Consider the following 12,378-nt stretch of genomic DNA (forward strand, 5'->3'; position numbering starts at 1 on the left):
GCCAGGCCGTAAAGAACGCTTTAAAGCTAAAGGAGCTCAACCCGCAGGCGAGGGTGTATGTGCTTTACCGGGACATCCGGGTGTATGGGTTAAACGAGCGGTATTACACCCTGGCGCGGCAGAAGGGAGTTATCTTCATTCGCTACGACTTAGAAAGGAGGCCGGTGGTAGAGGCGGCGGGTGAAGGCTTGGCGGTCAGGGTGCGCGACCATGTTTTGGGGGTGGAATTGGTCATAGAGCCGGACCTGGTGGTTTTGAGCACTGGGGTGGAGCCTGGGGAGGACAACGGGAGACTGAGCCAGTTGTTCAAGGTGCCCCTGAGCAGCGACGGGTTTTTCCTGGAAGCGCACATGAAGCTGAGGCCGGTGGACTTTGCGGCGGAGGGGTTGTACTTATGTGGTTTGGCCCATTCGCCCAAGCTGGTGGGTGAGTGCATAACCCAGGCCAACGCTGCGGCCATGCGGGCGGTGACGCTTCTGGCCAAGGAGCGCCTGGCCAATGTGGCCATAACGGCCACGGTTAACCCCCGGCGTTGCGTGGCCTGCGGGGTTTGCGTCAAGGTGTGCGACTACCAGGCCCGGAGTGTGGACCGCTTGCGCCGGGTGGCGGAAGTCAACGAAGCCCTTTGCCAGGGCTGCGGGGCCTGTGTAGCCGCCTGTCCCAACGGGGCTTCGCAGCAGAAGGGGTTTGAGAAGGGACAGTTGCTGGCCATGCTGGAAGCCGTTTAGAAATTCAGAATTTAGGAGGTTTTTACAATGAGCGTAATGCTTTCTCAGCAGCCGTTGATGGGGCCGGCTCAAGAAGAGGTGCAGGAGTCCGGCCTGAAAGCGGCAGCTTCTTTTGAACCCAAGATCATCGGCCTGGTTTGTAACTGGTGTGCATATGCCGGTGCCGATCTGGCCGGGACTTCCCGCATACAGTACCCGCCCAATATCCGCCTGGTGCGGGTAATGTGCAGCGGCGCCGTAGACCCCTTGTATATCCTGCGCCCCCTCCTGAACGGGGCCGACGGTGTGCTGGTGGGCGGGTGACACCCGGGGGACTGCCACTATGGTAGTGGCAATTATAAGGCCCGGCGGCGCATTGCCGCCCTGCGGGCCATTTTAAAACAATTCGGTATAAACGAGGAGCGGGTGTGGTTCCGGTTTATCAGCGCTTCCGAAGGCAAGCGTTTTGCCGAAACGGTGCAGGAAATGGTTAGCGCGTTAAAAAAACTGGGTCCTAACCCTTTGCGCCACCGCTGGGACATTTGAAGTTTGTCGAGGGTGATAAATGTGAAAACAGCTTTAATTAAAGTGAATGGCGGTTCTCCACGGCAGGCTATCATAGACCTCTTCAAGGCCATGCTGGAACAGCGTATCGTGGATGCCCTGATTGTCCCTCAGGAAGTGCCGTCCCGCCGCATGGTGGTGCCCACCCTGGTGGTGTCCAGTGATGGGCTAGCCAGCGCCATTCCTTTTGCCCCGGTGGCCATTATCAATGCCGCCCGAGCGGTAAGCCGGCTGACAGCCACTGATCCAGGGTTCAAGGTGGGGGCTATTTTACGGCCCTGTGAAATACGGGCGCTGGTGGAAATTGCCAAATTGCGGCAGGCCACGCTGGAGCGGATCCTGATCATCGGTGTGGACTGCCTGGGCACTTTTGAACCAACCGATTATTATCACTTGACGGAAACAGGCCTGGATGTTGAGGCCTGGTTGGCCCAAGCTGCCAGTTCAGGTCAAGTGGCCCTGAACGGAACAAAAGTCAGGACGGCCTGCGCTATTTGCAACGCCATATCGCCCGTCGGTGCCCATTTATCTCTGCACTGGGTGGGTTGCAATGTTAACGAGGAGCTTTATTTAACCTATGATGACAGCGCGGTGAACCTAGACGATCTCTTTGAGGCCGGCATTTTATGGCCGGGGGAATTGCCGCCGGCCAGGCAATCGCTGGTGGAATCACTACAGAAGCAGCGCCGGGAAGTGGAGGAACAATTGTGCGCTGATTTTGCCTCCCGGGTAGCCGACATCAATTGCTTGCTGGATGAACTGGCCTCGTGCATGGGGTGCCACAACTGCCGCAAGGTCTGTCCTATATGTGTTTGCCGTGAATGCATTTTTGAGAGCAACCTGTTTGAACATGAACCGGCAAAATACTTGCAGTGGGCTGCGGCTAGTGGGGCAATAAAACTGCCCGCCGATACCCTGCTTTACCACTTGACACGCATGCATCACATGGCCGTCAGTTGCGTGGGCTGCGGGCAGTGCGAAAGCGGTTGTCCTAGCAAGATTCCCTTGACCTTGCTTTTCCGCACCATCGGCAAAACGCTCCAGGATCTCTTTACCTATGTACCCGGCGCCAACGTGGGTGAGCCGCCTCCTTTGACCACTTATAAAGAGCATGAACTGGAACCCCGGTAGTCGTCCATGTCCGCTTTTGTGAGGTGAATTTTCATGGCTACGGGCGTCTTAAACCTTCCGGCAGGGAAAGTGGAAGTGAATACAGGTTTTCTGGAAGAGGTGGCCCGGTTAAGCGGCCAGCCCCTGGAGCTCTGTTTCCAGTGCCAGAAGTGTACCTCCGGGTGTTATCTCACCCAGGACGGTGATTACGCCCCCAACGAGATCGTGCGCTTAATTCAGTACGGAGCCCGGGAGGCGGTGTTGCAGAGCAAATCCATCTGGCTCTGCACGTCCTGCGAAACCTGTGGCCTGCGCTGCCCCAATGGCATCCGCATGGCAGAGGTTATGGACACGTTGAAGCAAATGGCCGTGGCCCGTGGTCTTGTTCCTGCCGGTGAGGTCAGTGCCCTGTTTCATGAGCTGTTTTTAAAGGAAATCCGGGCTATCGGCAGGGTACAGGAAGCAGTGCTGATGCTCAAGTTTAAACTGAAAACCGGCAACCTTTGGGAGGATATGGATTTAGGCTGGCGGTTGTTCCGGCGGGGCAAGCTACCCCTTGTGCCGCGGCTGAAAAAGAACCCGGCGGTGCGGTGGGTCTTTGAGCGGGTCGCCGGGCAGGCCAACAATTAGGCAACCCATAAATTTCCTGGAAGAGGTGGCGTCATATGCAATACAGCTATTATCCCGGTTGCTCCCTGGAAGCCACCGGGGTGGAATACAACCTTTCCACCCGGGCAGTAGCTGCGGCGCTGGGGGTGGAATTGGTGGAGTTGCCCGGCTGGACCTGCTGCGGTTCCTCCTCGGCCCACGCGGTGAATAAAGACCTGGCCTTGGGATTGGCGGCTCACAATATTGCCCTGGCTCAGGAGCACGGCCGGGACCTGGTGGTGCCCTGTGCGGCCTGTTATACCCGGCTGTCCAAAGCGGACTACCAGATGAGGCACGACCCGCAGGAAAGGGTGCGGGGGGAGAAGCTGGCCGGGTTTACCTATACGGGCGAAATAACAGTCTACTCCTTCCTGGAAGTGGTAAAGGATCACATAGGCACCGAAATGATTGCCCGGGCGGTGCAGCGGCCGCTGACCGGCTTAAAGGTGGCCTGTTACTACGGGTGCCTTTTGGTGCGCCCGCCGGAGGTGCGTCCCTTTGACCGGGCTGAAGATCCCGTCTCCTTGGACGAGGTGGTGGCAGCGCTGGGGGCAGAGCCGGTTTCCTGGTCCTATAAAACCACCTGCTGCGGTGCGGGGCTTTCCCTCACCCGGCCGGCGGTGGTGAAGCGCCAGGTGGACCGCCTCCTGGCTGCCGCCCGGGAGGCCGGGGCCGAGGCCCTGGTCACCGCCTGCCCCCTTTGCCAGAACAACCTGGAGATGCGACGGCCGGCTACGGAAAGCCTCCCCGTATTTTACTTTACGGAGCTGATAGGCTTGGCTCTCGGGCTGGGCGAGGCCCGTGCCTGGCTGAAAAAGCACCTGGTCGATCCTCTCAACCTATTACAAAAGCTTTCCCTTGCCGTTTGATGGTTGCCGGCGCCTTATTCTCGGCGGCGCAAAAAGGAGCGGGAGGGGCACTTGCCTCTCCCGTATCCATTTAAAAAATCTTCTTCCTGGCCATTTCCTCCTGTACGTCGTTTAGTGCCTCGCCGAAGCGCTGGAAATGCACCACTTCCCTTTCCCTCAAAAAACGCAGGGTGTCCTTTACGCCGGGGTCGTCGGTAAGGCGTATGAGGCGCTCGTACGTAGCCCTGGCCTTCTGCTCGGCGGCCAGGTTTTCGTGGAGGTCGGCCACCGGGTCGCCCGTGGCCTGGATGTAGGCTGCTGTCCACGGCACGCCGTTGGCATCTGCCGGGTAAACCGCCTGGTCGTGCAGGGCAAAGTAAGAGCCGAGGCCCTCCCGGCGCAGCTGCTCGGGGGTGGCTCCCTGCAGTAAGCGGTAGATCATGGTGCCGATGATCTCCCAGTGGGCCAGCTCTTCGGTGCCGATGTCTGTGAGGAGGCCTTTTGCCTTATTGGTGGGCATGGTGTAGCGCTGCGTGAGATAGCGCACGGCAGCGGAGAGCTCGGAGTCCGGCCCGCCGTACTGGGCCATGAGAAACTTGGCCATGCGCAGGTCCCTGTTATAAACCCTCACCGGGTACTGCAGCTTCTTTTCGTAAAGCCACATAACCGCATCCCGTCCCTTTCCTTACGTGGCTGGTTAGTATTGCACTTCCCAGGGCCACGGCTCTTCAATCCAGCGCCACCTGTGCTCCACGGGTGAGGAGCCGTATGCCGCCAGAGGGCCGTACGTGCGTTCGTAATGTGCCTTTAGCTGGTTGAGCCGCTCGGCAACCGTGTTGTAGTCGTTTAAGGGCTCCTGCTCGCCGGGGTGAGTATCAAGGTAAAGAGTAAGCTCAACGGCCACGAACTCCAGGGCCTGGATTTCGCGTAGCATTTGAGCCTGCTTCGGATCCATGGTTTTTTCCTCCCCAGAAAAGCTGAAGGTTAATACGGGTAGGGGCTGTAAAGCTCCGGGAACAAGGTGCCTTTTTCCAGCGCCTCACCGGGGCTGTATATTTTGCCGTAGCGCTGCCAGGGCACGTAGGCCTGGGCCAGCTCCACCGGCGGGTAATAGGCCGCGACGTGTGCCTCCGGGACCGCCGCCTGGGCAAGACCGGCCTTTGTTTCCTGGGAAGCCGCTTCCTTCGGGCTGCTCATACCTGGAACCCCCTTTGCATTCATCTACCAAACATACTATGTTATGGTAGCCCGTAAGGGCACAGTTTGGCACGGCCTGTAAGAAACTACCTTTTGCGGGGGCTTATAAATTTGGGGCATAGGGTAAACGCTTTAGATAGGGTCATGGTCCTCAATTTCGCCTAAGTTTAGCTTTCGCTCGGCTCAGCTTGCTTCCGGGCCAAATCCAGCTTCCAAAGTAAGGGATAATCCGTGGGAGGGGGGAAGTGTTTCTCCGGAGTGAAAAATGTTTCGCTGCTAAGGCTGGCGGCCCTCACGGCTTTTTTTTGCCTCTCCTGCGGCCTTGCAGGCGCCGGAGCCGGTTCTCCTTTGAGCGGGCGGGTGGTGGTCATCGATCCCGGGCACGGTGGGGATGATCCCGGTGCCCTGGGGTGTCACGGGATTGTGGAAAAGGATGTGGCCATGGAAATTGCCAGGAAGGTGGCTCTTGCCTTCAGGGAGGCGGGGGCGCAGGTTGTCCTGACCCGCGACGGGGACCTGGACCCGGAGGGCAGGAGGGTAGAAATACGCGATTTGCCCCGGCGGGTGGAGCTGGCCAACAGGTGCAGGGCCCATCTTTTTTTAAGCATTCACCTGAATCACTTCAGCGAGCCCGATGAGTACGGCGCCCAGGTGTTTTACCAGTGCGGGTCGGTGGAAGGTAGGAAGCTGGCGGAGGCCATCCAGGCCGAGTTGAACCGCCACCTGGTTGACGTGGGACGCCAGGCCCTTGGAGGGGACTTTTACGTGTGCCGGAACGCCCGCATGCCGGCAGTTATTGTGGAGGTGGGGTTTTTAAGCCACGAGGAGGAATCCAGGCGATTGACCGATCCGGAGTACCAGGAGCGGGCTGCCAGGGCCATCCTGGAAGGCGTGGCCAGGTACCTTCAGGGCAACCGGGAGGAGGTGAGGTAAGCTGCGCGGCCTTTTCCTTGGAGGCATCTTGCTTTTGCCCCTCATGCTGGGCATCCTCTCGCTACGCTCTTCAACCCCTGCCGCGCGGGAGGTGGACTACTTCCCCCTGAAAAGGCAGGTGGAAGAGTTTGTGCAGGGTAAAGGGGCAACCTTTGCCGTTTACTTTGAAGACCTGGCTACGGGAAAAGGCTTCGGCATAAACGAGGACAAGCCCATGGTGGCCGCCAGCACGGTTAAGCTCCCCATGGCCTTGTACATCAACGAGCAGGTGGTGCAGGGGAAAATGCGCTGGAGCGATCGGGTGGCTTACAGCCGAGATACTGACTACGAAGAAGGCTCGGGGGTGCTACGCTACGAGGCCAGGGACGGCGATACGTACTCGCTACGCCTTTTGACCAACCTGGCCATAACCATTAGCGATAATGTGGCCTTCCGCATGCTGGCCAGGCACGTGGGGCGGGACAACTTTATTGCTTACATGAAGGAGCTGGGTGGTAAGACCGTTTACCCGGAAGGCAAGAACTTGACCACCGCCAGGGACCTGGCCGTCTACGTACGGGCCACCCTGGACTTTGCCCGCCGACACCCGCAGGAGGGGGGGCGGTTGCTGGACGATCTGGCGCACACCGCCTTTCACTTCGGGCTACCGGGCATGCTGCCTCCCGATGTGCCAGTGGCCCACAAAGAGGGAGACCTGGAGGGCATAGCCAATGACTGCGGGGTGGTCTTCTGCCACCGGCCATACATCCTGGTAGTTTTAACTAGTGGGGTCAGGGATGTACGGGAGGGCTTCCGGGACATTGCGGCAATCAGCAAAATGGCCTACGACTTCCAGCAGGGGTTGCCGCCTGCAGAAGTCTATCCTTACTGGAAGGGTAACTGAGGGAGGGCTGAAAGGGTGTTAAGGAGAAAATTTTTGCTCTGCGCCGCGCTCTTCTTATTCCTTTTCTACGGCACCGCCGTCCCGCTTTGGGCCCAAGAAGCTGCCACGACCGGTATCGACCTGAATGCGGAGGCGGCGGTGCTCATGGAGGCTCACGGGGGAAAGGTGCTGTGGGCCAAAAACCCGGATAAGGAACTGCCCATGGCCAGCGTGACCAAGATCATGACCCTGCTGCTGGCCGTGGAGGCGGTCGAGCAAGGAAAGGCGAGCCTTGAGGAACGGGTGGTGGCCAGCGAAAACGCCTGGGAGATGGGCGGCTCGCAGATTTACCTGGAGCCCGGCGAGGAGTTTAGCTTGAAGGAGATGCTCATTGCCGTGGCTGTAGGTTCGGCCAACGATGCCAGTGTGGCCGTGGCCGAGCACCTCATGGGCAGTGAAGAGGCTTTCGTGGAGGCCATGAACCGGCGGGTGCAGGAAATGGGCTTAAAGCACACCCGCTTTGCCAACTGCACGGGGTTGCCGGCCAAGGGGCATTATACATCCGCCTACGATATGGCGGTCATCCTGAGGGAAGCTCTGAAATATCCCCTCTTCCGCCAGCTCTCCTCCATCTACGAGTACGACTTAAGGGGAGGGAAGTTCAAGCTCTGGAATACCAACAAGCTTTTAAAGTGGTACCAGGGAGTGGACGCGGGCAAAACGGGGTGGACCACTGAGGCCAAGTATTGCCTGGCCTCATCGGCGGAGAGGGACGGACTGCGGCTAATTGCGGTGGTGCTGGGGGTTCCCGAGCCCAGGGGTCACTTCCGCGAGTCCATAAAGCTCTACAATTACGGCTTTGCCCGTTACAGGGCCGTCAACCTCCTGCCGGCAGGCGCAGTGGTGGCCAGCTTGCCCGTGGAAAAAGGCGTTCCCCCGGAGGTGGAAGTTGTAACGGCCGAGCGGGTGGCGGTGGTGGTGCCCAGGGGAGAGGAGCGGGGATTTACCACCACCTACGAGTTGCCGCCCAGGTTGAAGGCTCCCCTGGCGCAGCATCAGGCGGTGGGCTACTGCGTGGTGCAAAAAGGGGGCCAGGAGGTGCACCGCGTGCCCCTTCTGGCCGGTCGGGAAGTTAAAAGGGCCAGCTTCCTGCAGCAGGTAAACCGCGTTTTAAACCGGGTGTACGGCCCGGGCAGGTAAAAAAAAGAGGTGCTCCGGTAAACGGGGCACCTCCTTTTATTCCTTCTCCAGCGCTTTTCTTAACGGGCGCGGCAGGAGGAAGGCACGACGGTAGGTTTCCTCGTCTAAGTAGCGCAGGTCCGGGGGGAACGGCTGCAGGGGCCTTCCTTCCAGACCTTTAAGGCAGAGCAGGAAGCCCCACAGGTCCTCATAGGAGGGGATGAATTCCACATAGGGCAGGACGGTGGGGAAAATACCGGACACCATGCGGTAGAGCCAGGAGAAGCCCTTACCGCCAAAAGCGTAATTTGCGGACGTTCCCTGCACGGCCACACTACCCTTTTCCTTTAAGACCCTGTAAAGCTCCTTAAAGAAATTTTCGCTAAGGACGGTGGAGGCGAGGCCGAAAGGATCGTCGGTTACGTCTACCACGGCCACATCAAAGGAGCCCGCGGGGCAGGTGGCCACGTATTCCGCAGCATTGGTAAAGACCAGCCGGCAGCGCGGGCTGCCCGTCAGGCTACCTTTAAGATGTTGCCGGCATAGCTCTACCACTTCCCGGTCTATATCAACCCCGACTACCTCTTTTACGGTGGGGTAACGCAGGATCTCCCGTACTGCCTGGCCTTCCCCCATTCCGCAGACGAGTACCCTTTCGGGGGCAGGGTGGGCGACCATAGCAGGGTGCACCAGCAGCTCGTGGTAGATGTACTCATCGGCTTCGGCCGATTGCAGTACACCGTCGAGAAAGAGGGAGCGTCCCAGTTTTTCCACATCGAGTATCTCCACCTGCTGGTAAGGTGTCTTCTTGCGCACCACCACGGAATGGACGCGGTAGAGGCGCAAGCCCCCCGTAGTGGCGTCTGACGTCTGGTACCACTCTTCTTCTCTCAAAACCTCTTTCATGGCTTTCCCTCCAAAAAACATTATACACCTTTCTTCTCTTAATTTCCTCCAAAATGTTGCTTTAGCGGCAATTTGCTTTTTAGCAGGAAATATGGTAACATTTAGCAGGAGGGTGTGGATTTGCCTTGGGCAAGAGCGGCATAACACTACCGGCAATTTGAGGTGAGTCAGGCTTATGAATGTGAATATGAAAAAGACAATAGAAGTGGAGTTTAAGGAAGGCACGCTCATTGCCCGCCTGGAAGGAGAGCTGGACCTGCGGGTGGCCGATTTGTTACGCAAGGAGCTGGAAAAGGCCATCGGCCGCTACCCCTTGCGCCACCTCGTCCTTAATCTGGGCCGGGTAACCTACATGGACAGCTCCTGTCTGGGGGTCATTCTCGGGCGCTACAAGCGCCTGGCCCAGCAGGGGATCGGCATTTCGCTGGTGGGCCTCCAGCCTCAGGTACGAAAGGTCTGCGAGCTTTCGGGGTTGCTGCGCATTATGGCCGAGTACGGCAGCGAGGAAGAAGCAGTGGCCAAGGCCGGATGAGGGGTGCTGCGAGGTGAAGGTAATTAACCAGCTGAAAATGGAGTTCCCCAGCCTGCCCGAAAACGTCGCCTTTGCCCGCGTGGCGGTGGCCTCTTTTGCCTCCCAGCTCGATTTTACCATTCACGACATTGAGGAAATTAAGGTGGCCGTGTCCGAGGCCGTGGCCAATGCCATCGTCCACGGTTACGGTAACTCCCGCGGGGGGTTAATCAGGGTTTGCCTCAAGCTCACCGATGAGGCGCTGGAAATCCAGGTGGAAGATCACGGCAAGGGCATAGAGGATGTAAAAAAAGCTCTTGAACCCACCTATTCTACCGACCCCGAGAGGATGGGCCTAGGTTTTGTTTTCATGCAGGCCTTTATGGATTACCTGCACGTGGATTCCGCTCCCGGTAAGGGAACACGCGTGACCATGGTCAAAAACGTACCGCGGGGTGCCGCTGCAGCCGCTTCAGAAAAGCATTGAGGTGAAAGGCGGTCATGAGCACAAGGCTGATGGAGATGAACCTGCCGCGCTTTCCCCTGCTCAGCGACGAGGAAATGCGTGAACTGCTGCGGCGTGCCCAGGCGGGGGATAAGGCTGCCAGGGAAAAGCTGGTCAACTGCAACTTAAAGCTGGTGTTTAACCTGGTGCGCCGGTTTCAAAATCGCGGTTACGAGCTGGAGGACTTGTTCCAGATAGGCTGCATTGGGCTGATGAAGGCCATTGATAAGTTCGACCTGAGCTACGACGTAAAATTCTCTACGTATGCCGTGCCCATGATTGTGGGGGAAATAAGGCGCTTCTTGCGTGACGACAACCCCGTTAAGGTAAGCCGCTCGGTAAAGGAAGCCGCCTACCGCATCCATCAGGCCCGCCAGCAGCTGGCCGCCAGGCTGGGCCGCGAGCCCACGGTAGGAGAGGTGGCCCTGGAGGTGGGGCTTTCCCGGGAGGAAGTGGTTACCGCCCTAGAGGCGGCCCAGGCACCCACGTCCATTTACGAGACTTTGCACCAGGACGAAGGGGATCCCATTTACCTCCTGGATCAGTTACAGAGCGACGAGAAGGGCGACCTGCCCTGGCTAGATCACATTGCCGTGCAAGAAATGCTCAGGGGCCTGCCCGAGCGGGAGAGGAAGATCATTACCTGGCGCTTTTTTGAAGACCAGACCCAGGCGGAGATAGCCCGCCGCCTGGGCCTCTCGCAGGTGCAGGTTTCCCGCCTCGAGCGCCAGGCCTTGAAAAGGTTAAGAGAACTCATGCAGAAGGACGTGCCGTAGTTGGCCCCTTGCATAAAGGAAGCTCCGCTTACAGAAAATAGGGCTGGTCGAAAAATTCAAGGCAAAGGGGGAGAAAGGATGCACATTAAGGTAGCCGAGCTGGTGGGTGAATCGCCCAACGGCTGGAGGGCCGCCGTGCAGGCTGCCGTAGATGAAGCCTCCAGGACCTTCGGCGACATTGTCGGCGTAGAGGTGCTAAACCTCACGGCCAACGTGGAAAACGGCAGGGTGACCGAATACAAGGCCAACGTAAAAATTGCCTACAAGGGGTAGCTGCAAAATTGCCAAGGAAAGCCCTCCGGGAGGAGGGAGCAAAAAGAACCCCCGCCCAGAAGTCTTGGCTGCCGGGCAAGGGGTTCTTTTTTATGCCTTGAGCAAAAAATTTTTCCGCGGGTGCAGTTGCAAGCAGGAAAATTCAAGGAAGCGTTGAAACTATTAAGTAAGTTCTTTATGAAGAAATAATTGTCCCATGCAGTTGTAGAAGAAGGATATATTTCAATATAGCATGACACAGTAAAAGGGGGGTGCATTGGGGGTTCCGGTTCTGCATTTCAGAAATTTAAAAAATTGTTTAAATTACTAAAGCAAATGTTGGGGGGAATCAAGGATGGAAATGGCTAAAAAAAAGGCGGTTGCGCTGGTTGCTGCTTTTTTAGCCCTGGTGATGGCCTTTGCCGCCGCCGGTTGCGGGACTAAGGGAACGGGTAAGGACGGTGCTGCGGCCAAGAAAAATGAGTTGCTCTTTGCTACGGGCGGAACGGCAGGAACATACTACCCGCTGGGCGGCGCTATTGCTAAGGTTTGGAATAGCAACATACCTGGCATTAACGTTACCGTCCAGTCCAGCGGGGCGTCGGTAGAGAACCTGCGCCTTTTGGACAAGGGAGACGCCGACCTGGCCCTGGCAATGACCAATGTAGCCGACGATGCTTTTAAGGGAAAGGGTCAATTTAGCGCCCCCCTGAAAAACTTTAAGGCTGTGGGCGTGGTCTACCCGGACGTCGTACAGGCCATAGTAGCAGCAGATAGCAACATAAAGACAATCCAGGACTTAAAGGGCAAGAAGGTGGCCGTCGGCCCTACCGGTAGCGGCACCGAGGTCACTACGAGGATAATCCTGGCGGCCTACGGGTTGAATTATACGGAGCGGAAAGACCTGCAGCCCGTGTACGCCACCTATGCCGATGCCGTGGACCAGTTTAAAGACGGCCACCTGGATTCCGTATGGAACGTGCTGGCGGTTCCGGCGGCGGCCATTCAGGATATCACCACCACCAAGGGCATCCGCTTCCTGAGCCTGGAAGGCCCCGAGTACGAGAAGCTTTTGGCCGAAAACCCCCTTCTCGTGCCGTACGAAATACCTGCCGGCACCTACAAGGGACAGGACAAGCCGGTTAAGACGGTGGCCATTAACTCGGCCCTCTACGTCAGGGCAGACCTCCCTGAGGACCTCGTCTACCAGTTGACCAAGGTCCTGTATGAGAAGAAGGACGAAATTGCCCAGGGGCACGACCGGGGACGGCAGATCGACCTGCAGAAGGCCCTGGCAGGCATAACCACGCCGGTACACCCGGGCGCGGCCAAATATTACGCGGAAAAGGGCATTAAGCTTCCATAAAGATAAGCGCGGGC

Annotated in this window: 17 protein-coding genes; 13 read left to right on the plus strand and 4 right to left on the minus strand. The window is 58.0% G+C overall.

Annotated elements, in window-relative coordinates; translation table 11 throughout:
- The 5 genes from G454_RS19890 to G454_RS0115970 form a co-directional block, all read left to right on the plus strand.
- On the plus strand, positions 1 to 728 hold a 728-nt coding region (locus tag G454_RS19890), incomplete at its 5' end, for a 4Fe-4S binding protein (protein ID WP_035108170.1).
- A gap of 57 nt (positions 729 to 785) precedes the next feature.
- Positions 786 to 1,253: a hydrogenase iron-sulfur subunit gene (locus G454_RS19895; protein ID WP_156896868.1), complete on the plus strand. Its 468-nt coding sequence runs from the start codon at positions 786 to 788 to the stop codon at positions 1,251 to 1,253.
- A 12-nt stretch (positions 1,254 to 1,265) separates the two neighbouring features.
- Complete coding sequence (locus tag G454_RS0115960; RefSeq protein ID WP_156896865.1) at positions 1,266 to 2,402, plus strand: 4Fe-4S dicluster domain-containing protein; 1,137 nt, start codon at positions 1,266 to 1,268, stop codon at positions 2,400 to 2,402.
- 33 nt (positions 2,403 to 2,435) lie between these two features.
- Positions 2,436 to 3,011: a 4Fe-4S dicluster domain-containing protein gene (locus G454_RS0115965; RefSeq protein WP_027719357.1), complete on the plus strand. Its 576-nt coding sequence runs from the start codon at positions 2,436 to 2,438 to the stop codon at positions 3,009 to 3,011.
- Between the two features lie 35 nt (positions 3,012 to 3,046).
- Positions 3,047 to 3,898, plus strand: coding sequence for a CoB--CoM heterodisulfide reductase iron-sulfur subunit B family protein (locus G454_RS0115970; protein WP_027719358.1), 852 nt, complete (start codon positions 3,047 to 3,049; stop codon positions 3,896 to 3,898).
- Between the two features lie 70 nt (positions 3,899 to 3,968).
- Here the strand turns inward: G454_RS0115970 and G454_RS0115975 are convergent, their stop codons facing one another.
- From G454_RS0115975 to G454_RS0115985, 3 genes are read right to left on the minus strand one after another with little or no spacing between them, the layout of a single operon-like run.
- Positions 3,969 to 4,541 carry a manganese catalase family protein gene (locus G454_RS0115975; RefSeq protein ID WP_027719359.1) on the minus strand — a complete coding sequence of 191 codons (573 nt, stop codon included), beginning with the start codon at positions 4,539 to 4,541 and terminating at the stop codon, positions 3,969 to 3,971.
- 33 nt (positions 4,542 to 4,574) lie between these two features.
- On the minus strand, positions 4,575 to 4,832 hold the full coding sequence (locus G454_RS0115980) for a spore coat protein CotJB (RefSeq protein WP_027719360.1): 258 nt from the start codon (positions 4,830 to 4,832) through the stop codon (positions 4,575 to 4,577).
- Between the two features lie 29 nt (positions 4,833 to 4,861).
- On the minus strand, positions 4,862 to 5,074 hold the full coding sequence (locus G454_RS0115985; RefSeq protein WP_027719361.1) for a spore coat associated protein CotJA: 213 nt from the start codon (positions 5,072 to 5,074) through the stop codon (positions 4,862 to 4,864).
- Between the two features lie 258 nt (positions 5,075 to 5,332).
- Between G454_RS0115985 and G454_RS0115990 the strand changes: the two genes are divergently transcribed.
- Genes G454_RS0115990 through G454_RS19905 form a run of 3 tightly spaced genes read left to right on the plus strand, consistent with a single transcriptional unit; the run spans position 5,333 to position 8,069 of the window.
- Complete coding sequence (locus G454_RS0115990; RefSeq protein WP_051276621.1) at positions 5,333 to 6,007, plus strand: N-acetylmuramoyl-L-alanine amidase family protein; 675 nt, start codon at positions 5,333 to 5,335, stop codon at positions 6,005 to 6,007.
- Between the two features lie 43 nt (positions 6,008 to 6,050).
- Positions 6,051 to 6,890 carry a serine hydrolase gene (locus G454_RS19900; RefSeq protein WP_084413568.1) on the plus strand — a complete coding sequence of 280 codons (840 nt, stop codon included), beginning with the start codon at positions 6,051 to 6,053 and terminating at the stop codon, positions 6,888 to 6,890.
- 15 nt (positions 6,891 to 6,905) lie between these two features.
- Positions 6,906 to 8,069: a D-alanyl-D-alanine carboxypeptidase family protein gene (locus G454_RS19905; RefSeq protein ID WP_084413561.1), complete on the plus strand. Its 1,164-nt coding sequence runs from the start codon at positions 6,906 to 6,908 to the stop codon at positions 8,067 to 8,069.
- 36 nt (positions 8,070 to 8,105) lie between these two features.
- Here the strand turns inward: G454_RS19905 and G454_RS19910 are convergent, their stop codons facing one another.
- The gene (locus G454_RS19910; RefSeq protein ID WP_035108179.1) at positions 8,106 to 8,954 is read right to left on the minus strand and encodes a spermine/spermidine synthase domain-containing protein; all 849 of its coding nucleotides are present in this window, start codon (positions 8,952 to 8,954) and stop codon (positions 8,106 to 8,108) included.
- A gap of 187 nt (positions 8,955 to 9,141) precedes the next feature.
- Between G454_RS19910 and spoIIAA the strand changes: the two genes are divergently transcribed.
- The 5 genes from spoIIAA (at position 9,142) to G454_RS0116030 (ending at position 12,364) form a co-directional block, all read left to right on the plus strand.
- A complete protein-coding gene (spoIIAA, locus tag G454_RS0116010; RefSeq protein WP_035108180.1) occupies positions 9,142 to 9,486 on the plus strand; it encodes an anti-sigma F factor antagonist in 345 nt (114 codons plus the stop codon).
- Between the two features lie 37 nt (positions 9,487 to 9,523).
- Positions 9,524 to 9,952, plus strand: a complete 429-nt coding sequence (gene spoIIAB, locus G454_RS0116015; RefSeq protein ID WP_425387455.1) for an anti-sigma F factor — start codon at positions 9,524 to 9,526, stop codon at positions 9,950 to 9,952.
- Between the two features lie 14 nt (positions 9,953 to 9,966).
- Positions 9,967 to 10,746 carry an RNA polymerase sporulation sigma factor SigF gene (gene sigF / locus G454_RS0116020; protein ID WP_027719365.1) on the plus strand — a complete coding sequence of 260 codons (780 nt, stop codon included), beginning with the start codon at positions 9,967 to 9,969 and terminating at the stop codon, positions 10,744 to 10,746.
- 78 nt (positions 10,747 to 10,824) lie between these two features.
- Positions 10,825 to 11,019 (plus strand): dodecin family protein, encoded by a 195-nt coding sequence (locus tag G454_RS0116025; RefSeq protein WP_027719366.1) that lies wholly within the window; start codon positions 10,825 to 10,827, stop codon positions 11,017 to 11,019.
- A 340-nt stretch (positions 11,020 to 11,359) separates the two neighbouring features.
- Positions 11,360 to 12,364 carry a TAXI family TRAP transporter solute-binding subunit gene (locus tag G454_RS0116030; protein ID WP_027719367.1) on the plus strand — a complete coding sequence of 335 codons (1,005 nt, stop codon included), beginning with the start codon at positions 11,360 to 11,362 and terminating at the stop codon, positions 12,362 to 12,364.
- The last annotated feature ends 14 nt before the right edge of the window (positions 12,365 to 12,378 follow it).

Source organism: Desulfovirgula thermocuniculi DSM 16036 (genome assembly GCF_000429345.1).
Lineage (GTDB): Bacteria > Bacillota > Desulfotomaculia > Desulfotomaculales > Desulfovirgulaceae > Desulfovirgula > Desulfovirgula thermocuniculi.

What these genes read in the sequence shown, in the direction of transcription:
- G454_RS19910 (WP_035108179.1), bottom strand. Translation starts at nt 8,954, where the DNA reads ATGAAAGAGGTTTTGAGAGAAGAAGAGTGGTACCAGACGTCAGACGCC.
- G454_RS0115965 (WP_027719357.1), top strand. Translation starts at nt 2,436, where the DNA reads ATGGCTACGGGCGTCTTAAACCTTCCGGCAGGGAAAGTGGAAGTGAAT.
- G454_RS0116030 (WP_027719367.1), top strand. Translation starts at nt 11,360, where the DNA reads ATGGCTAAAAAAAAGGCGGTTGCGCTGGTTGCTGCTTTTTTAGCCCTG.
- spoIIAA (WP_035108180.1), top strand. Translation starts at nt 9,142, where the DNA reads ATGAAAAAGACAATAGAAGTGGAGTTTAAGGAAGGCACGCTCATTGCC.
- G454_RS0115980 (WP_027719360.1), bottom strand. Translation starts at nt 4,832, where the DNA reads ATGGATCCGAAGCAGGCTCAAATGCTACGCGAAATCCAGGCCCTGGAG.
- G454_RS19900 (WP_084413568.1), top strand. Translation starts at nt 6,051, where the DNA reads ATGCTGGGCATCCTCTCGCTACGCTCTTCAACCCCTGCCGCGCGGGAG.
- spoIIAB (WP_425387455.1), top strand. Translation starts at nt 9,524, where the DNA reads ATGGAGTTCCCCAGCCTGCCCGAAAACGTCGCCTTTGCCCGCGTGGCG.
- G454_RS0115985 (WP_027719361.1), bottom strand. Translation starts at nt 5,074, where the DNA reads ATGAGCAGCCCGAAGGAAGCGGCTTCCCAGGAAACAAAGGCCGGTCTT.
- G454_RS0115970 (WP_027719358.1), top strand. Translation starts at nt 3,047, where the DNA reads ATGCAATACAGCTATTATCCCGGTTGCTCCCTGGAAGCCACCGGGGTG.
- G454_RS0116025 (WP_027719366.1), top strand. Translation starts at nt 10,825, where the DNA reads ATGCACATTAAGGTAGCCGAGCTGGTGGGTGAATCGCCCAACGGCTGG.
- G454_RS0115975 (WP_027719359.1), bottom strand. Translation starts at nt 4,541, where the DNA reads ATGTGGCTTTACGAAAAGAAGCTGCAGTACCCGGTGAGGGTTTATAAC.
- sigF (WP_027719365.1), top strand. Translation starts at nt 9,967, where the DNA reads ATGAGCACAAGGCTGATGGAGATGAACCTGCCGCGCTTTCCCCTGCTC.